The sequence below is a fragment of the Novosphingobium sp. 1529 genome (genome assembly GCF_040544855.1).
In the GTDB taxonomy this organism is placed as follows: Bacteria; Pseudomonadota; Alphaproteobacteria; order Sphingomonadales; family Sphingomonadaceae; genus Novosphingobium; species Novosphingobium capsulatum.
The window spans coordinates 60,261-79,454 of sequence record NZ_JBEPKW010000009.1 but is presented as its reverse complement, the minus strand read 5'-3'; the positions used below and the strand labels follow the sequence as shown (position 1 = coordinate 79,454).

The 19,194-nt window shown below is 68.7% G+C and carries 14 protein-coding genes; 6 read left to right on the top strand and 8 right to left on the bottom strand.

The window, feature by feature from the left end; all coding sequences use genetic code 11:
- Positions 1–2: 2 nt before the first annotated feature.
- Genes ABIC78_RS15960 through tsaD form a run of 3 tightly spaced genes read right to left on the bottom strand, consistent with a single transcriptional unit; the run spans position 3 to position 3,578 of the window.
- Positions 3–1,523, bottom strand: a complete 1,521-nt coding sequence (locus ABIC78_RS15960) for a lipopolysaccharide biosynthesis protein (RefSeq protein ID WP_354490753.1) — start codon at positions 1,521–1,523, stop codon at positions 3–5.
- Complete coding sequence (locus tag ABIC78_RS15955; protein WP_354490752.1) at positions 1,516–2,529, bottom strand: NAD(P)H-dependent glycerol-3-phosphate dehydrogenase; 1,014 nt, start codon at positions 2,527–2,529, stop codon at positions 1,516–1,518. Before ABIC78_RS15955 ends, ABIC78_RS15960 begins: the two co-directional genes overlap by 8 nt.
- On the bottom strand, positions 2,526–3,578 hold the full coding sequence (tsaD, locus tag ABIC78_RS15950; RefSeq protein WP_354490750.1) for a tRNA (adenosine(37)-N6)-threonylcarbamoyltransferase complex transferase subunit TsaD: 1,053 nt from the start codon (positions 3,576–3,578) through the stop codon (positions 2,526–2,528). The genes ABIC78_RS15955 and tsaD overlap by 4 nt, the downstream gene beginning before the upstream one ends.
- Positions 3,579–3,623: 45 nt before the next feature.
- Here tsaD and hemC point away from each other — a divergent pair, with 45 nt between their 5' ends.
- The 3 genes from hemC to ABIC78_RS15935 all read left to right on the top strand — a co-directional run bounded on the left by hemC (position 3,624) and on the right by ABIC78_RS15935 (position 6,221).
- Positions 3,624–4,577 (top strand): hydroxymethylbilane synthase, encoded by a 954-nt coding sequence (gene hemC / locus ABIC78_RS15945; protein WP_309806079.1) that lies wholly within the window; start codon positions 3,624–3,626, stop codon positions 4,575–4,577.
- A complete protein-coding gene (locus ABIC78_RS15940) occupies positions 4,577–5,254 on the top strand; it encodes a uroporphyrinogen-III synthase (protein ID WP_354490747.1) in 678 nt (225 codons plus the stop codon). Before hemC ends, ABIC78_RS15940 begins: the two co-directional genes overlap by 1 nt.
- A gap of 94 nt (positions 5,255–5,348) precedes the next feature.
- Positions 5,349–6,221 (top strand): hypothetical protein, encoded by an 873-nt coding sequence (locus ABIC78_RS15935; protein ID WP_354490745.1) that lies wholly within the window; start codon positions 5,349–5,351, stop codon positions 6,219–6,221.
- Between the two features lie 24 nt (positions 6,222–6,245).
- On the opposite strand, the gene acpA is transcribed toward ABIC78_RS15935, so the two are convergent.
- The 3 genes from acpA to ABIC78_RS15920 all read right to left on the bottom strand — a co-directional run bounded on the left by acpA (position 6,246) and on the right by ABIC78_RS15920 (position 10,079).
- Complete coding sequence (acpA, locus tag ABIC78_RS15930; RefSeq protein WP_354490743.1) at positions 6,246–7,889, bottom strand: acid phosphatase; 1,644 nt, start codon at positions 7,887–7,889, stop codon at positions 6,246–6,248.
- A gap of 193 nt (positions 7,890–8,082) precedes the next feature.
- The gene (locus tag ABIC78_RS15925; RefSeq protein ID WP_354490741.1) at positions 8,083–9,384 is read right to left on the bottom strand and encodes a Xaa-Pro dipeptidase; all 1,302 of its coding nucleotides are present in this window, start codon (positions 9,382–9,384) and stop codon (positions 8,083–8,085) included.
- A 47-nt stretch (positions 9,385–9,431) separates the two neighbouring features.
- On the bottom strand, positions 9,432–10,079 hold the full coding sequence (locus tag ABIC78_RS15920) for a DUF3237 family protein (protein WP_169041743.1): 648 nt from the start codon (positions 10,077–10,079) through the stop codon (positions 9,432–9,434).
- Positions 10,080–10,355: 276 nt separating this feature from the next.
- Here ABIC78_RS15920 and acs point away from each other — a divergent pair, with 276 nt between their 5' ends.
- From acs to ABIC78_RS15905, 3 genes are all read left to right on the top strand, one after another.
- Entirely contained in the window at positions 10,356–12,305 is a 1,950-nt protein-coding gene (gene acs / locus ABIC78_RS15915; protein ID WP_354490739.1) for an acetate--CoA ligase, read from the top strand.
- Positions 12,306–12,867: 562 nt separating this feature from the next.
- Entirely contained in the window at positions 12,868–14,055 is a 1,188-nt protein-coding gene (locus tag ABIC78_RS15910; protein ID WP_354490737.1) for a carbohydrate porin, read from the top strand.
- Between the two features lie 138 nt (positions 14,056–14,193).
- The gene (locus ABIC78_RS15905; protein ID WP_354490735.1) at positions 14,194–15,744 is read left to right on the top strand and encodes a carboxylesterase/lipase family protein; all 1,551 of its coding nucleotides are present in this window, start codon (positions 14,194–14,196) and stop codon (positions 15,742–15,744) included.
- Here ABIC78_RS15905 and ABIC78_RS15900 read toward each other — a convergent pair.
- Both ABIC78_RS15900 and ABIC78_RS15895 read right to left on the bottom strand, forming a co-directional pair.
- Positions 15,722–17,665 carry an alpha-L-fucosidase gene (locus tag ABIC78_RS15900; protein ID WP_354490733.1) on the bottom strand — a complete coding sequence of 648 codons (1,944 nt, stop codon included), beginning with the start codon at positions 17,663–17,665 and terminating at the stop codon, positions 15,722–15,724. The two genes, ABIC78_RS15905 and ABIC78_RS15900, sit on opposite strands and share 23 nt — an antisense overlap.
- 48 nt (positions 17,666–17,713) lie before the next feature.
- Positions 17,714–19,141 carry a glycoside hydrolase family 125 protein gene (locus tag ABIC78_RS15895; protein WP_502915686.1) on the bottom strand — a complete coding sequence of 476 codons (1,428 nt, stop codon included), beginning with the start codon at positions 19,139–19,141 and terminating at the stop codon, positions 17,714–17,716.
- Positions 19,142–19,194: the final 53 nt, after the last annotated feature.

Here is a 19,194-nt window from a genome sequence, read left to right as displayed (position 1 = left end):
GTTCAGTTCTTGTGCTTGCGGAACAGCACCCGGTCTTCCGGGCCAAAGCCGCGCCGCCAGATCACCAGGCCATAGACGCCCAGGATCGCCGGAATGCCCAGGCTGACCTCGATCCATTCCGGCAGCAGACGCGCCAGCATGCCCACGCCCACCGCAGGCACTGCCGCCCACAGCAGCGCCCAGCGCCAGTTGCTGATCTTCTGGCCCAGGATGCTGCCCAAAAGGCGCGACTTGAGCAGCGAGGCGAGGCCCAATGAAATGACCAGGGCGAGCGCAGCGCCCATCGCCTCTACCGTGCCGTCATAGCCCAGTTCGCGCGCGGCCACGATCAGGCCCACGGTCAGCCCGGCCTGCAGCGCGATCGTGCCCAGGCTGATCCACCAGTTGCGCAGCCGCGCCACATAGATCAGCGCCGCCTCGCTCACCACGGCGGGCGCTGCCACCACTTCAGCCGCCAGCAGCAGCGCGAGCGAGCCAGTGCCGGCCACGAAATTCGGCCCGAACAGGCCCATCACGCCCTTGCCCGGCAGACCCAGCGCCAGGGCGATGCCGGCCTGCGCAGCGGTGATCCAGAAGCCCACCTGACACACCTGACGGGCGATCGCGCCCAGGTTGTTCTCGCGCAGGTTGCGGGTGATCACCGGGCCCAGGATCGGCTCGAAACTGGTCTTGAGCTTTTGCGGCAGCGTGGTGACCTGCTGCGCCACGTAATAGATGCCGACCACGGCGGCCGGCGCAAACGTGCCGAGGATGAACAGGTCAAGCTTGCGCGTGCCCCATTCCACCGCGTCGGCCCCGGCCAGCGGCAGGTTGCGGTTGGCCAGGCGCAGCAGAGCACCGGGGCGTGGTGCCCATTGGCGCGGCAGGCCATAGCTTTTGACCAGGGGCACGAAAGCAGTGATCATCGCCGCCAGCATCGCGGCGGCATAGGCCAGGATCAGCCCGCTTTCGCGCAGTGGCAGCCACCAGGCGCCGGCCAGCCACAGGCCACCAGCGGCCAGCGACTGCGTCCACGGCTCCACCACGGCGCGGGCACGCACGGTGGCGCCCACGTCAAAGCGATAGGCCAGCGCGGCCAGCGCCACATCGCCCAGCGCGCGCGGCAGGATCGCCACCGGCAGCAGGCGTTCCACCGGGGTATAGTCCCCGCTGGGAAACATCATGATCGGCACCAGCCACAACAGCAGCCCGCACAGCACCGACACCAGCGTGGTCAGCAGCAGGGCATCAGCCACGGTGGTGGCACTGGCGCGATCTTCCTTGGCCAGCTGCTGGGCCAGGCCGCGCTTTTGCCCGAGCGTGGCGAGCTGCGCCGCCAGTTCCACCACCAGCGTGGCCGAGGCATAGCGCCCGAGCGTGGCCGCGCCATAGAGGCGCCCAGCGATGAACAGGAACGGCACACTGGCCGCCAGGCGCAGCACGAAGCCAAAGAAATTGGTCCGCCCACCCTTGGCCAGCGCGGCAATATCGGCCTGTTCGGCCTGCGCGTCGGTCGGGTTTGCGGGAAGAGCCGGATCAGCCAAGCGGGCGTTCCGCACGCAAGGGCCGCGCCAGCAGGCTGGCGACGACATCCCGGGCAGGCGCCTGGCCACGCACCAGGGTAACGACCGCATCGACGAGCGGCATGGCAATTCCCTTCTGGCGGGCAAGATCGGCGAGCACGGGCGCGGTGTACGCCCCTTCGGCCACGGTGTTGCGGCCTGACAACGCCTCAGACGCGCTTTGGCCCTCGCCCAGCGCCTTGCCCAGCGAAAAATTCCGGCTCGATGCCGATGAACAGGTCAGCACGAGATCGCCCAGCCCGGATAGCCCGGCCAACGTTTCGGCCTGCGCACCCATGGCCAGGCCAAAGCGCTGCATTTCGGCAAAGCCGCGGCTGATCAGCGCGGCACGGGCATTCTGCCCCAGGCCGAGCCCATCGACCACGCCACAGGCGATCGCCAGCACGTTCTTGACCGCGCCGCCGATTTCGGCGCCAATCACGTCAGCCGAATAATAGGGGCGGAACGTGGGCCGCGCCACGGCCGGGGCCAGCCGCTGCCATTGCGCCTCCCCACCGGAACAGGCCAGCGTCACCGCCGTGGGCAGGCCGGCGGCTACCTCGTGGGCAAAGGTCGGGCCAGACAGCACCGCGACATGCGCGGCAGGCGCGGCGGCGTGCGCCACTTCGGCCATCAGCCGGCCGCTGCCCGCCTCGATCCCCTTGGCGCACAGCACCAGATCGCCGGCATAATCGGGCAGGCCAGACAGCACCTGGCCCAGGAACTGCGCTGGGGTAACCCACAGCAGCACCGGCAGCGTGGCCATCGCGGCCAGATCGCTGGTGGCGGTGATCGTTTCGGCCAGTTCCGCGCCGGGCAGATAGGTGGGGTTGCGGCGCTCGCGGTTGATCGTGGCGACCAGGCTTGCCTCGCGCGCCCACAGCGCCACGTGGCGTCCGTCGCTGGCCAGCATTTGCGCCAGGGCCGTACCCCAGGCGCCCGCGCCGATCACGCCGATTGCCGGTGCCGCGCCAGGGCCGCCGCTCATGCCTTGACCCCGGCGCCGCGCACGGGTGCGGCGTTATCGTCAAGCGGCCAGCGCGGCCGGGCCGGCAGGTCGAGCGGATCGGCCTGCCCCAGGGCGAAGCGTTCTGCCCCGGCCCAGCCGATCATCGCGGCATTGTCGGTGCACAGCTTTACCGGGGGCGCCACGAGCGGCAGGCCGGCCTGCGCCGCCAGCCCTTCCAGCGCGGCGCGCAAGGCGGCATTGGCAGCAACGCCACCGGCCACGACCAGCGCGGTCATCCCCGGCACGCACTGCGCCAAGGCGCCGCGCGTGCGATCGATCACGCAATCGATCGCCGCCTGCTGGAACGAGGCGGCGAGATCGGCCGGGGCATAAGCGCCCGAATCGCGCGCGCGCAGCACCGCGCTCTTGAGGCCGGCGAACGAGAAATGGGGTTCGCCACTGCCCACCAGCGGACGCGGCAGCGGCACGGCGCGGGGATCGCCCTCTCGCGCCAGCCGCTCTACCGCCGGGCCACCGGGATAACCTAGGCCCAGCACCTTCGCCGTCTTGTCGAACGCCTCGCCCAGCGCATCGTCGATCGTCGTCGCCAGGCGGCGATAGCGGCCCAGCCCCATGACTTCCAGGATCTGGCAATGCCCGCCCGAGACCAGCAACAGGCAATAGGGATAGGCCAAGGCGGGCTCTGCCAGGCGCGGCGAGAGCGCGTGGCCTTCGAGATGATTGATACCGATCAGTGGCTTGCCACTGGCCATGGCCAGCGCCTTGCCCGTGACCAGCCCAACCATGACCCCGCCGATCAGGCCCGGCCCGGCCGTGGCGGCAATGGCGTCCATGTCGTCCAGCGTCAGCCCGGCATCGGCCAGCGTGGCGGCCACCATCGGGGCGATAACATCGGCATGGGCACGGGCGGCAATTTCGGGCACAACCCCGCCATAGGGCCGATGCGCGTCATCCTGCGAGGCGATGCGCTGGGCCACGATACGGGCGGCAAGCGTGGTGGCGCTGCCGTCGATAACGGCAACGGCGGTTTCGTCACACGAGGATTCTATGCCAAGGATCAGGGCCATGCGGAGCTTTCCCTTAGAGATAATCCCGTTTACGGCAAGCCAAGCATGATCAACCCGTCTCACAACCCGTCGCAGGCGCCCGACAAACCGTTGCGCCTTGGCACCCGCCGCTCGCCCTTGGCCATGGCCCAGGCCGAGGAAACCCGCGCCAGGTTGTGCGCGGCGCACGGCTGGCCCGAAAGTGCGGTGGAGCTGTGCCCGCAGGTGGCCAGTGGCGATCGCATCCAGGATCGCCCGCTGGCCGAAATCGGCGGCAAGGCGCTGTGGACCAAGGAACTCGACGCCGCGCTGCTGCACGGCGAGATCGATTTCGCGGTCCATTCGATGAAGGATGTGGAAACCATCCGGCCAGAAGAAATCACCATCGCCGCCGTGCTGCCGCGCGCCGATGTGCGCGATGTCTTGGTGGGGGCGGCGAGCATTGCCGCCATCCCGCCCGGCGCCAAGGTGGGCACCAGCGCGCCGCGCCGCGCCGCGCAGATGCTGCACGCCCGGCCTGATCTGGAAATCGTGTCGTTTCGCGGCAACGTCGCCACGCGCCTCGCCAAGCTGCAGGTGGGTGAGGCTGATGTCACGCTGCTGGCGGCGGCGGGGTTGCAACGCCTGGGCGAAACCGGCGTGGGCCATGTGCTGCCGGCTGAGGAATGGTTGCCCGCCCCGGCGCAAGGCGCGATCGGCATCGAATGCCTGGCCGCGCGCGAGGACGTGCGCGCGCTGCTCGCCGCGATCGACCATGGCCCGACCCATGCCGCGATCCGCGCCGAACGCGCGCTGCTGACCGGCCTTGGCGGCACATGCCACAGCCCGATCGCGGTGCTGACCACGGCCGAGGGCGATGACCTGGTACTGCGCGCCGCGCTGTTCAGCCCCGATGGCGCGCTGCGCGTGGAAGACAGCGCGCGCTTTGCCGCCAGCGACACCGCCACGCCGCTCGAACTCGCCCGCCGCCTGCTCGCCAGCGCGCCCGAGGGCATCACCGCCTTTTTCCACGGCGGCTGATGCGTCCGCTGCTGGTCCTGCGGCCGCAGCCCGGCAACGCCGCGAGCGTGGCCGCTGCGCAGGCGCTGGGGCTGGAGGCACTGGGTGCGCCGCTGTTCGCGATGCAGGCGGTAGCGTGGCAGGCGCCCGATCCGGCCGGCTATGCCGCGATCCTGGCGGGCAGCGCCAATCTCTTTCGCCTGGGCGGGCCAGACCTGGCCACCCTTCGCGCCCTGCCCGTGCTGGCCGTGGGCGCGGAAACCGCGCGCGAAGCGCAAGGTGCAGGCTTTGCCGTGGCGCAGACCGGCGAAGGCGGCCTGGCCGACGTGGCGCGGGGCTTGGCGCCAGGGCGCTATCTGCGGCTGTCGGGCGCTGACCCAGTGCCGCTCGCCCTGCCCGAGGGCGTAGTGGTGGATACCGTCACGCTCTATGCCGCGCAGCCGCTGCCCCTGGCGCCCGCAGCCCAAGCACTGCTGCGCGACCCTTGCGTGGTGGCGCTGCATTCGGGCGAAGCGGCGCGCCATTTTGCCGAGGAATGCAGCCGGCTCGGCCTGGCGCGCGGCCATGTGGGCCTGGCCTGCCTGGCGCCACGAATCGCGCAGATGGCCGGCGTGGGCTGGCAAGCCGTTGAAATTTCCGCAATGCGGCGCGATCAACCATTGCTGGCGCTGGCCCGGCAAATGTGCCAGAACCTGTGACTTCGGGGCCACGAACAAGCGAAAAAGATTGATGCAGGATACGCCATACGCACAAACAAATCCGCCGCGCCGCCGTGGCGGGGGACGGTTGCTGGTGGGGTTGGTGCTGATCGTGATCCTCGCCCTGGGCGGCGCCGGTGCCTGGCTCGCCGCGCGCGAAGGCTGGCTGCGGCTTGACCTGGGCCCGATGGCCAGTTCCAGTGGCGATGTACCCGCCGCCGTTGCCTCCGAAGCGGTCGTGGCCGCTGCCAGCAGCGCGGCGAGCGATGCCGTGCTCGCCAGCACATCGGCCAAGGTTTCCGCGCTGGAGCAACGTTTGGCCGAACTAAACCAGCAGGCCAATGCCGCGGCCGGCCAGGCCAGCCGCGCCGAAGCGCTGCTGGTGGCCTTTGCCGCGCGCCGCGCCATCGAGCGCGGCCAGCCGCTGGGCATCCTGGAAAACCAGCTGCGCGTGCGCTTTGGCGCCAGCCAGCCGGGCGCGGTGGACCGCGTCATTGCCGCCGCCGCGCATCCGGTCACGCTGGGCAACCTGTCGGAAGAGCTGGCGGGGATCGAGCCGCAGCTGATGGGCAAGACCCCGCGCGGCAATACCTGGGACTGGATTTCGGGCCAGATCGCCGGCCTGTTCGTGATCCGCCACGACGAAGGCCCCAACGCCACGCCCGAGGCGCGGGCCGATCATGCCCGCCTGGCGCTGGCCGGTGGCCGTGTCGACGCCGCGATCAGCGATGTGGAGCGCATGCCGGGCAAGGATGCCGCCACCGAGTGGCTGGCCCATGCCCGCGACTGGGTGGCCGCGCAGCATGCGCTCGACCAGTTGGAAACCGCCGCGATGGTGCTGCCCGCGCCGCAGGCCTTGCCGCCGGTGGCAGCCCCTGTCGGCCAGGCCCCGGCGCAAGCCGCGCCGCAGCCCACGCCAACGCCCAGCCCAGCACCGCAGGCCGCGCAGACCGACACCGCCGCCTGAGCGGCGCGGCGCCGGCAGCGCTGATCAGACGATCAGCGCGCCGGTCAGGTCGCCCGGCGGCGGTCCGCCTGCGGCGATCATCGCCTTGTCCCGCTCGACCAGGCCCGGCAGGGTCTTGAGGCCAAAGCGCCGCACCAGGAAGCGCGCGATCGAGCCGGTATCATAGACAGTGTGATCGACGTGGCCGCGCCGCGCGTGGGGCGAGACGATCAGCGCGGGAATACGCGTCCCCGGCCCCCAGCGATCGCCCTTGGGCGGAGCGACATGGTCCCACCAGCCGCCGTTTTCATCGAAGGTGATGATAACCAGCATCTTGTCCCACTGCGGCGAGCGGCGCAGCGCATCGACAACCCCGGCGATATGGCGATCGCCGGCATCCACGTCGGAATAGCCGGCGTGCATGTTGAGGTTGCCCTGCGGCTTGTAGAACGTGACGGCCGGCAGCTTGCCCGCCGCGGCATCGGCCAGAAACAGGTTGGTGCGCGCGGTTTCGCCCATGCCGCCATCGCGCAGATGGCGTTCGCGCGCCGCCGTGCCCGGCGCCAGGTTGGCGAAATAGTTGAGCGGCTGGTGATGCGGCTGGAAATTGGGGCGGGAGGGAAACGCCGCGCTATTGGCGCGCCCTGCCATCGCCTCGTCCCAGCCACCGGCGTACCACGCCCACTCCACGCCAGCTTCGGTCAGCCGATCGCCGATATGGGCATGGGTCTGCGGCGGCAGGGTCTGCGAAGTGACCAGGGCCATCCCCGGCCGGGCCGGATCGGCCTGGTAGGTGGGCAGATAGGGCGGCAGCATGGTGTTGACCGCGCGGTGATCGGGCGTGATCGAATCGGCAACAAAGCGCACCGGGCCATCCATCGCGCTGGCTGGCGTACCGGGCTTGAGCAGCGGGCGCGGCGGATCGCTGTAGGCCGGATCAAGCTTGACCACGCGATCTTTCGCCGGGCTCTTGTCAGCGTCCGGGTAATAGGGCGGCGTGGCGGCAACCAGGTATTGGTGGTTGAGGAACGAGCCGCCGAAAGCGCCCATGAAGAAATTGTCGCATAGGGTGAATTCGCGCGCCACCTGCCACAGCCGCAGGTTGGCTCGAACATCGCCATAATGGCCCATGACCAAAGCGCCGCTATCGCCCCAAGCGACGAAGCCATCGTTGCGCCCGCCGTTGATCTGCCACTGGTTGTTGTAGAAGCTGTGGATCAGGTCACGCGTCACCACGCCATGGGGCAGCGGATCGCCTTCGGGCGTCTTGAGCGCAAAGGGCGCATTGGCCAGGCCGGTGATGGCGTCTTCGTCGATATGGAACTCGGCGTGCTCCACCACCTGCTTGTCAGGCACCATGCCTTCCCAGACCTTGGGCAGGGTTTCCAGCACGCGGCCATCGCGATCGCGCTGCCGGGTGCGCTCCACCGGCACGGCGGCAAGCGGCTGCTGCAGCCCCGGAAAATCAGGGAAGAGATTGTTGAAGCTGCGGTTTTCGGCATAGATCACCACGACCGTATCGATCTTGGCGCGCAGCGCGGCATCGACCTTGGCGCGGCTTCCGGCCCCGGCGCGCGGGGCGGCAGCCGCGGCATCAACCCCTGCGGCAGCGCCGGTAATGGCAAGCCCGGCCAAAAGGCTGCGGCGATCGAGGGCGGGGCCGGCGGGCTTGTCGGATTGGTCGCTCATGCTGGGGCTTTTTTCCGTTGGGGGAAGGAATCGGCCGCTGGAATAGAGACTTGGGCAGCGTCTGTCCAAGCATAGCTTGGGGCCAGGTTTCCACCACCCCCAAACCCCCTCCTCTGAAGAGGAGGGGGCATAAGATATTGTAATTCCGCCCCTCCTCTTCAGAGGAGAGGGGCCGGGGGTGGAAGCCGCGCGCTCACTTCACCACATCACCACCCTTGATCACGTGATCGACATGCTCCAGCACCGAAATGTCGGCCAGGGGATCACCCTTGACCGCGATCATGTCGGCATAGTGGCCGGGCGACAGCGCGCCCACGTCCTTGCTCCACCCGAGCAGATCGGCCGAAACCGTGGTGGCGGCCTGGATCGCCTGCATCGGGGTCATGCCATAGCGCACCATGTACTTGAACTGGCGGGCGTTGAGGCCGTGGGGATAGACCCCGGCATCGGTGCCGAACGACAGCTTGACCCCGGCCTTGACCGCCTTGGCAAAGCCATCGCGCTGGGCCTGCGTGGTATCGTCGTTCTTGCGCAGCATGTCGGCCGGCCAGTGGTGGGCCCGGCCATAGTCGGCGATATAGTCGCCATCATAGATATCCATGTCGAGCCACACGCCCTTGGCCTTGGCCATGGCAATGCCCTCGTCATCGATCAGGCTGGCATGCTCGATCGCCTTGACCCCGGCGCGCATGGCCGATTTGATGCCGGCGGCACCGTGGGCATGGGCGGTAACCCACGATCCGCGCGCCTTGGCCACGGTGACCGCGGCACGCATCTCGTCCTCGCTCAGTTCCTGCTGGCCCGGCTCCGTCCCCTGGGCGAGCACGGCACCCGTCGCGATCAGCTTGATCGAATCCGCGCCATGCTGGAACAGCGCGTTGACCTTGCGCGTGGTATCGGCGGCATCAGCCACCACGCCGGCACGCATGTCGGCCGGCACTTCCACATCGGGGGCAAAGCCGGTCACTTCGCCGCCGCCGCCGGGAATCGTCACATAGGCGCCCACCGCGCTGATGCGCGGACCGATCACATCGCCGCGGTTGATCGCATTGCGCAGTTCCACATCGGCGTAGGCGCGAAAATTGCCGCAATTGTGCACCGTCGTGAAGCCGGCCATCAGCGTGGTGCGGGCATTGCGCGCGCCGACATAGGCGATTTCCATGGCCGAATGCAGCAGCGGCTCGGCCACGTTGTCCGACTGGTCCATGTCGGCCAGGTGCACGTGCATGTCGATCAGGCCGGGCAGCACGGTATAGCCGCTCCAGTCCACCACCCGCGCGCCCGCCGGGATCGCCGCCGCGCCGGGGCCATCGGCAGTGATCGCCGCCACCCGGCCCTGCTCCACCCGGATCAGGCGGCTGGTCAGAACCTGGCCGGTTTCCGGATCGACCAGGCGCCCGGCGCGCACATAAACGGTGCTGTCTGGTGCCGCTTGCGCCAGCGCGGGAGTGGCAGAGGCGCAAAGCGCGGCGAGCAGAAGCGAGCGGACGAGCATGGTCTGTGCCTAGCGCCTCTGGCATCGCAGCGGGAGTGCCTTTCGCGTCAGGTCATGCGGAAAACCTGGATCAGACGGCCATTGGCATTGGGGCCGAAATCGGGCGCCTTGATCGATGGCGGAATGGGAAAGGTCAGCGTGGCGACGAACACGGATTCGCGCAGCCAGGCATACTTGGCGCCCGGCACTTCGAAGGTTGGCAGCAGGCGATACTTCTGCTCGGTATAGCCCAAGCCCTTGTTGTGGATGATGATCTGCTGCCCATCGTCGGTTTTCAGGCGATAGAGCGCATCGACCACCACTACGCCATCGGGGCGCACCACCGGGAAATCGCCACCGCCGGGGATCACCGTTCCCTTAATCCCCCGGCCCTGGAACACGCCGCCGATGATCGGCCAGACATCGTTGCGATAGCCGTCTGACGCCACCTGGTCCTGGGCGCTGCCCATGTATTCGGGCTGCGAACAGAACGGCAGGATATCCATCACCCATTCCATGCCGACCTTGTCATAGATCGGCGGCGCGCCGCCCGGTGGCAGCGGCGGGGCCGATGGTTCGTGGCCGGCCGCGCCCGCCGGCACCGGCAAGGGCGCGGGCGGCACCACGGGGGCAGCCAGCGCGCGCGTGGCCGCAGCTGCCAGCGGCAGGCCGGCACCGATCGCACCCAGGGCATTGCGGCGGGAAAGCGTCATCATGATCCTCCTTGGCCTGCGATCCCCACAGGCCTTGGGCCAAGTGGTGCACCCATGGACGCTGCCTACGCACCTTCCATTTGGGAGATGCGCGGCGGATTGTTTCGATGTTGCGACACCCGGCACACGGCACGTGCGTGCAAGCGCGCCCGGCCATCTCGCGCCTGCGGCATGGTAGACTTATATCCAACTGGCACAGAGGCGCCCAAGCGGCTAGCGTGAGGCAAGCATCACGTCGCCCGCACAGCGCACGACAAACACATCGAGAGGGTTCCGCATATGGCCGAAGCCATTTATCCCGTTCCCGCCGACTGGGCCCAGAACGCCCTGATCGACGAAGCGCGCTATCTGGAAATGCACCGTCGCTCGGTAGAGGAACCCGATGCGTTCTGGGCGGAGGAAGCGCAGCGGATCGACTGGATCAAGCCGTTCACCAAAGTGAAGAACACCAGCTTCCACGAGGAAGATTTCGGCATTCGCTGGTTCGAGGATGGCACGCTCAACCTTTCGGCCAATTGCCTCGATCGCCACCTGGCAGAGCGCGGCGATACCGTGGCGATCCTGTGGGAGCCCGACAGCCCGACCGATGCATCGCGCGCGATCACCTATCGCGAACTGCACGCCGATGTGTGCCGCCTGGCCAACCTGCTCAAGGCGCGCGGGGTCAACGCCGGTGACCGGGTGACGATCTACCTGCCGATGGTGCCCGAAGCGGCCGTGGCGATGCTGGCCTGCGCGCGGATCGGTGCGATCCATTCGATCGTCTTTGCCGGCTTTTCGCCCGATGCCCTGGCCGGGCGGATCGAGGATTGCGACAGCCGCGTGGTGCTGACCGCCGATGAAGGCCTGCGCGGCGGCAAGCGCGTGCCGCTCAAGAAGAACGTCGACGAAGCGCTGACGCATTGCCCTGCGGTCGATACCGTAGTGGTCCTGGCCCGCACCGGCGCCGATGTGCCGATGCAGGAAGGCCGCGATCTGCCCTGGGCGCGGGCCGTAGCAGAGCAGAGCGCAGATTGTGCGCCGGTGGAAATGAACGCGGAAGATCCGCTGTTCATCCTCTACACTTCCGGCTCCACCGGCAAGCCCAAGGGCGTGCTGCACACCACCGGCGGCTATGCCGTGTGGGCCGCGATGACGCACCAGTACGTGTTCGATTATCGCCCGGGGCAGATCTATTGGTGCGCGGCCGATATCGGCTGGGTCACGGGCCATTCCTATGTCGTCTATGGCCCGCTGGCCAATGGCGCGACCACGGTGATGTTCGAAGGCGTGCCCAACTTTCCCGATCCCAGCCGGTTCTGGCAGGTGGTGGACAAGTTCGGCGTGGAAATCTTTTATGGCGCCCCCACCGCCCTGCGCGCCCTGATGCGCGAGGGTGACGAATGGGTGCACAAGACCAGCCGCCAATCGCTGCGCCTGCTCGGCAGCGTGGGTGAGCCGATCAACCCCGAAGCCTGGGAATGGTATCACAAGGTGGTGGGTGAAGGCCGCTGCCCGATCGTCGACACCTGGTGGCAGACCGAGACTGGCGGCGCGATGATCACCCCCCTGCCCGGCGCCACGGCGTTGAAGCCGGGCTCTGCCAGCAAGCCGATGTTCGGCGTGCAGCCCGCCCTGCTCGACAACGATGGCCAGGTGCTGGAAGGTGCAACCGATGGCTGCCTGGTGATCGGCGACAGCTGGCCGGGCCAGATGCGCACGGTGTGGGGCGATCACGAGCGCTTTTTCCAGACCTATTTCACCACGTTCAAGGGCTGGTACTTCACCGGCGACGGCTGCCGCCGCGACGAGGACGGCTATTACTGGATCACCGGCCGCATCGACGACGTGATCAACGTATCGGGCCATCGCATGGGCACGGCCGAGATCGAAAGCGCGCTGGTGGCCCATGCCAAGGTGGCCGAAGCCGCCGTGGTGGGCATGCCCCACGCGATCAAGGGCCAGGGCATCTATGCCTATGTCACCTGCAATGCCGAGGTGGAGCCCGACGAGGCGCTGCGCCGCGAACTGGTGGCCTGGGTGCGGCACGAGATCGGCCCGATCGCCACGCCCGACGTGATCCAGTTCGCCCCCGGCCTGCCCAAGACGCGTTCGGGCAAGATCATGCGCCGCATCCTGCGCAAGATCGCCGAGAATGACCTGGGCTCGCTGGGCGATACCTCCACGCTGGCCGATCCTTCGGTGGTGGACAACCTCATCGCCAATCGCCCGGTGCTGGCCACGGCCTAAGCCCGCCGGTTAGCGCCGCGTTTGCCGCGCCCCCGCCACTGCACGGTGCCCCCAACGGGCCGGGCAGTGACGGGGGCGCTGGCATATGGCCTGACGCGATTGGCACGGTCGACGCGACGCCGATTCGCACAGCGCAAACGCCCCGAAGCATGAAGCGCGGGGCGTGCGGTAAACCGTAGATTTTGCGTAAAAAGCCCGATTTTCGCGCCACTATATGGCAATCGCGGCTTGATGGCAGGTTCACCCGGCGCAGGGATTTTTTACGGCGTCCTCTCCCACCGCCGCGCCGGGCTTGTCCCGTCTTATGCCTTGTCATCATAGCGGCTCAAGCCAGACGTGCTAGCCCAAAAGTGCATACCTATTCTTTGACAAGATCTGATGCAGGGTTGCAACACTTCAGCAGGCTGAAATTTTCAGCGGGGCGGCAGCGGCTGTTGTGGTGGCGGCATGGGCTTGCCGGTCAACGGCAGCTTAATGCCGCCTTCCGCATTGCCGCGATGCGCGTTTCTGCGCAGCCCGGCATCCATCCAGGCTTGGCCGGCAATGCCGCAGACTGTGCGGCATGTGCAGATCCCTTCCCCCGGCGCGGCCCAGGCGCCACCGGCTGTCCCGCGCCACCGCGCTGCTTGGCCTGATGCTGGCCCTGCCGCAGACGGCTTGGGCAGCAGATACGCCACCGGCGCGGCTGATTGGCCTGGGCGCCAGCTATGTGGCCGATGCCCTGGATATTGCCGATGGCGGTGTGGCGCGCGGTGGCGGGCTGGCGGCGCGGGCCGATGCCTGGGTGGACGTGGATGGCGGTGCGCTGGGTGTGTCGCGGCTGACCGCGCATATCGACATGATCGCCGTGCATGGGCCGGTCTTTTCCGATTCGTGGGTGGGCGATGCGCAGGGCATCAGCAGCATCCAGGCGCCAGGGCGCCATCACCTGTATGAAGCCTGGGTGCGCTGGCAGGCGAGCGACAATGCCGCGCCGCTGGCGATTGCCACCAAGGTGGGCCTGATCGATGTGAACACCGAGTTCGACGTGCAGAGCGTGGGCGCCCTCTTCGTCCACGCCAGTCACGGCACTGGCGCCGAACTGGCGCAAAGCGGCCCCAACGGCCCCGGCATCTTTCCCATGACGGTGAGCGGCGCGCTGGTTACCGCCAGCACCGCAGGCAAGACCACGCTGCGCCTGGGCGCGTTCGACGCGCAGGCTGGCAGCGTGGCCAACGACCATGTACCCGCCCTGCGCCTGCCCGGCACGACCGGCGCGCTGCTGATCGGCGAGGTGGAGTTTCCGCTGGGCCAGGGCGAAGTGCAGGTGGGCGTGTGGCGCTATACCCGGCCGCTGCCGCGCGTGGACGATGCAGGGCACAGCGCCCACTCGCAGGGCGGCTATGTATTGATCGAAGGGCTGCTGGCACCGCGCTGGCACGGCTGGGTGCGGCTGGGGCTGGCGGATGCGCGCAGCAATCCGATCAGCTGCTATCTTGGCACCGGCGTGGTGCGCGAGGCGGGCGCCTGGCAACTGGGGGTGGCCATGGCCCATGCCCGGCTCGGCAGCCGCGCGCGCGCCGCGCTGCTGCCCGATGCCGTGGTGGCGCGGGCCCATGAAACCGCGCTGGAGCTGACGGCGGCGCGGCCAGTGGCGCGCTGGCTGACGCTGCAACCGGAACTGCAATACGTGATCCACCCCGGCTGGAATCCGGCACTGCGCTCTGCCCTGGTCTGGGGCATGCGGTTCAAGCTCGCCTGGGCGCGCTAGGCAAAACTCGCCCTGCCCCTTGCGCATGGGGCAAGGGCGAGCAAAAGCGGGTGCGCCTGCGCCGGCCGGGGTGGAACGTTTCCGATCCTTTCGGGTAAGAGGCATGATAGCCTGAACGGACAAGGGATTGATCGACGCATGCCCCTGATGACGCGGCGCCGGGCGCTGGGCGGCATGGCCGCCACGCTGGCCCTGCCCCAACTGGCGCATGCCGCCCGCGACACCCTGCGCGTGACCACCCGCAGCGGCGTGGTGCGTGGCCGCATGGCCGATGGCATGCGCGTGTTCACCGGGATCCCCTATGGCACCGCCGCCCGCTTTGCCGCGCCGCGCCCGGCCCGGCCCTGGCAAGGCGAATGGGATGCCACCCGCCCGGCGCGCGCCGCGCCGCAGCCGGCCGGAATGGACCCGCTGCCCGCCGTCCAGGCGGAAGATTGCCTTCAGCTCAACATCTGGGCGCCGGCGGCACCGGGGCGCTATCCGGTGATGGTCTTCGTGCACGGCGGCAGCAACGAAACCGGATGGAGCGGGTGGGAGGTGATCGCCGGCAACCGCTTTGCCGCGCATGGCGTGGTCTGCGTGACGCTGAACTATCGCCTCGGCGCGCTGGGCTTCATGGAACTGGGCCATCTTTTGGGCCGCGCCTATGCCGGCAGCGGCAACAACGGCTTGCGTGACCTGGTGCTGGGCCTGCGCTGGGTGCAGGACAATATCGCCGCATTCGGCGGCAACCCGCGCGCGGTAACGCTGGCGGGCGAATCATCGGGCGCGCGCAATGTCTGCGCGCTGCTCGGCACGCCGGCGGCCGATGGGCTCTATGCCCGCGCCATGGTGTTCAGCGGCGGGGCGCAGACCGTGCATATCCCCGCCACCGCCGCGATCTTTGCCAATGCCGTGGTGGCGCGCCTGGGCGGGGTGGAGCGGTTGCTGGTGGCGCCCTTCCCCGCGCTGGTCGAAGCGCAAGTGGCCGCGCGCAAGGGCTGGCCACAGGGCCTGCCGTTCCGACCGACGGTGGATGGCGCGTTCCTGCCCCAGGCGCCGCTGGCCCGCGTGATCGAGGGGCGCGCGCCGCGCGTGCCACTGCTGACCGGATCGAATGCCAACGAAAGCCGCCTGTTCCTGAACGAGGTGCAGGCCAGCCGGCCGATCTGGTCGCAAAGCGTATCGACCGAGCCGATGCCGCGGATGACCGCGCTCAACCGCGCCTATGCCCGCGCCTTTCCCGAATGGACCGACGCCCAGCGCCACTGGCGCCTGCTGACGGCCGAGGAATATGGCATGCCCACGCTGCGCCTGGCCGAGGCCCATGCCGCACGCGGCGCGCCGGTGTGGCGCTATCGCCTGGCCTTGCCGGCGCCGGGTGGCCCCTACAAGGGACACAGTCCCCACGTGCTCGACCTGCCGCTGACGTTCGACCACGTGACACTGCCATCGATGGCGCAGATGTTTGGCCTTTCGGCGGCGGACCAGCCGATTGCCGAAGCCTGGCACGAGGCGATGGTCGCCTTTGTCAAAGGCGGGGCGCCCGGATCATCGGGCATGCCGGCCTGGCCGCGCTTTGACGCCACCACCCGCGCCACCATGGTGTTCGACCGCATCAGCACCGTCGAGAACGATCCCGACGGCGCCGAACGCATGCTGTGGCTGCAAACGCCGATGGAGCCGGTCAGCGGGGCAAGGCGCCGCTGAACCCGCCCACTCCGGCAATCGCCAGCACGGCGCGATCGGGCAGCGCCGGCTGGGCAAACGCCAGGCGCAAATAGCGCGCCTGGACCGGGGCGGCAAAGCCGATGCGCTGCGTCGCCAGGGCATAGGCGATATTGGAAAACTCGCCCTCGCCCTGCGCCTGCCAGGCCTGCCCGTCCAGGCTGGTCTCCACACGATAGCCGCGCGGCGGCGTCGCATCGGGTGCCAGATGGCGCGGCGGGGTCAGGCTGAATCCGCCCAGCGTGACGGCGCGGCCGATATCGAGCGTGACCGTGGCCGGGTGGCCGGCGGTGGGCACCGGCTGAGTCCACAGCGTTTCGACCTCGCCATCGAGCAGCGCCTGCGCGCCCGGCGCGCTGGCATCGACCACGCGCCAGCCCAGCGTGCTGAGCACATCGCTGCTGCGCGGCGCAGGCGCGGCCACCGGCACCGGCGCCACGCTTTTGAACAGGGCAAACTCGCGGATGGCGGGGCATGCCGGCGCATCGAGGATCACCAGGCGCACGCGGCGGGGCGCAATCGGCGCGGGCAGGCGCACCACGCGTTGCGCGCCGATGCATTCCTTTTCCGCCAGCCGCTGCCACTGCCCGCCGATTTCGGCCTCGATGGCAAAGCGGGTGACGCGCACGCCGAGCGGCAGGTATTCGGCCACGCGCACCACATCGAACCGCGTCCCCGGCGCCAGATCGAGCGTGAGCGTGGGGGTGTGCACGCGATCGGGCGTGGACCAATAGGTTTCGGCCCGGCCATCGAGCACGGCGGCCGGGGCAAAGCGGGGACCGCGCACCGCGCTGGCATGGGCCACCGCGCCCTTGGCCAGATCGCGGGCAAAGGTGGCGCGCATGGCATCGCCGAACGAGGCGAGCACCGCCACGTCATGATCAGCGAGGCGCCCGCGCTGGTCGGGCGGCAGGTTGAGGTTGAGATTGGTGCCGCGCCCCACGGATTCGTCGAACAGGCGCACCAGCCGCTCGGGGCTTTTCACCTTGGTGTCTTCATCGGGGTGATAGAACCAGCCGGGGCGGATCGACACGTCGGTTTCGGCCGGCCACCAGATTTCGCCGCCACGCAGGCCGGAATTGCCCACGTCCTGTTCATAGGGCTTGTTGGGCATCGTCGGCCAGCAGGGATCGCCGGCCACGCCATCCTCGTTGCCCACCCAGCGGATATCGGCGCCGAGCGGATCGAACGTGCAGGCATCGGGCTGCATCTGGTGCACCAGAGCGATGATCGAAGGCCAGTTGTAATAACGCGGGGCATCGATGTGCCGGGTTTCGCGCGCGCCACCGTAATAGCCATCGCCGCCATTGGCACCGTCGAACCACACCTCGAACAGCTTGCCATAGCGGGTGCACAGCTCGGTCAGTTGCGCGCGGTAGTAATCGACATAGGCGGGCCGGCCATATTCGGGATGGTTGCGATCCCACGGCGAGAGATAGAGGCCATAGGACAGGCCATGGCGGCGCGCCGCCTCGCCCATTTCGGCAACGATATCACCCTTGCCGCCCTTGTAGGGGCTGTTGCGGATCGAATGCTCGGTCAGCTGCGTCTGCCACAGACAGAAGCCATCATGGTGCTTGGCGGTAAGGATCACCCCGGTCATCCCGGCAGACTTGGCGGCCAGCACGATCTGGTCGGCGCTGAAATCGGTGGGGTTGAACCATTCCGGTTTTTCATCGCCATAGCCCCATTCCTTGCCGGTGAAGGTGTTCATGGAGAAATGGACGAAGGCATACATGCCGCGCTGGTGCCACTTCCACTGGCGCGGCGACGGCGTGGCGCCCCAGGGTGTGGGTGCCGTGGCCGCCGGGGTGGCAGCCAGTGCCGGCGCAGCGGCCAGCGTGGGGGCAACCGCGCCCGCGGCAGCAGAGCGCGACAGGAAGCGACGGCGGGACAGGTCCATGGGCAATCCTTGGGGAAAGGCGCGGCGCGCGGAGCGCCGCGCGAAAGGTCAGAGCGGGTTGGCCAGCACCGCCGGCAGGCGATCGGCCAGGCCCACGATCATTTCGCCGAACAGGCCATTGGCCCAGGCAAACCAGCTGCGGGTGAACTGGGCCGGATTGTTGGAATCGACCGCCTCGTGCATGAAGCCGGTGCCAGCGTCGGTATCGCGCAGCTGGCGCAGCAGCGGTGCGATCACCGCCGGATCGCTGGACGACATGGCGCGCACGATCAGGCTCATCGGCCAGACCTGGCCCAGGCCGACGTGCGGGCCGCCGATCCCCTCGATCGCCGAACCCTTGAAGAAATAGGGATTGGCGTCTGACCAGCAGGCCGCCGCCGTGGCCTGCCACAGCGGATCATCGGCTGTGACACAACCGGTATAGGCCAGGCCGAGCAGCGAGGGCACGTTGGCATCGTCCATGAACACCGCGTTGCCAAAACCATCGACTTCATAGGCCCAGACCTGCCGCCCATCGGGCAGGCGCATGGTGCCCCACTTGGCGAGCGCAGCAGCCACTTCATCGGCCAGCGCGCGCGCATCGGCCGCGAGCGCGGCATTGCCCGCCGCGCCTTCGGCGACGAGCGCCATCTCGCGCAGGGTGGTGACGGCAAAGTGGTTGGACGGGATCAGGAACGGATAGATGCAGGCATCGTCAGACGGGCGGAAGCCGCTGTGGATCAGCCCGACCGGCCGCGTCGGCGCGCCATAGCCATCAAGGCCGAGCGTTTCGGTGGGCCGATCGCTGGTGCGGCGGAAGCTGTAGGGCCCGCGCCCGTCCTTGCGCTGCTGTTCACGGAACGTGCGCACGATCGCCTGCTGCGCCGAAACCCAGATGTTGTCGAACGGGGCCGTATCGCCGCTGGCCTGCCAATAGCGATAGGCGAGGCGCATCGGCCAGCACAGCGAATCGACCTCCCACTTGCGTTCGGCCACGCCGGTTTTCATCTGCGTCTGGTCTTCCAGGGCCCAGGGCAGGTTGGTCTTGGCCGTGGCATCGCGCATAAACGCATTGGCATAGGGATCGAGCAGGACCGAACGCGCCTGGCGGGCAATGGCGCCGCGAAAAAGCGTGGCCAGGTGCGCGTCCTTGCGCACGAGGTGGATGTAGGACAGCAGCTGCGCGCTGCTGTCGCGCAGCCACATGCACGGAATATCGCCGGTAATGACAAAGGCATCGACCCGGCCATCGACCAGGCCCAGTTCCACCGTGGTATCGAGCGTGTTGGGATAGCAGGCGGCAAACATCGCGCGCAGCTTGGGATCGGCGATCATCGCCGAAACGCGCGTGATCTCTTCCTCCACCGCCGGGCTGGTGAAGCGGCGCTGCACTTTGGGCGGGCGCGCGGCAAAGCCCAGCGGGGCCGGTGCCGTGCCCGGGGCTGCGGCGGCGGGCGCCTGGGCGGCGGGAGTGGGCGGCGCGGCGATCGGCGGAATGGCCTGCGCCGCCACGGCGCCCCGCGCCGGCTGGCTGGCCACGAAGCCGGCCG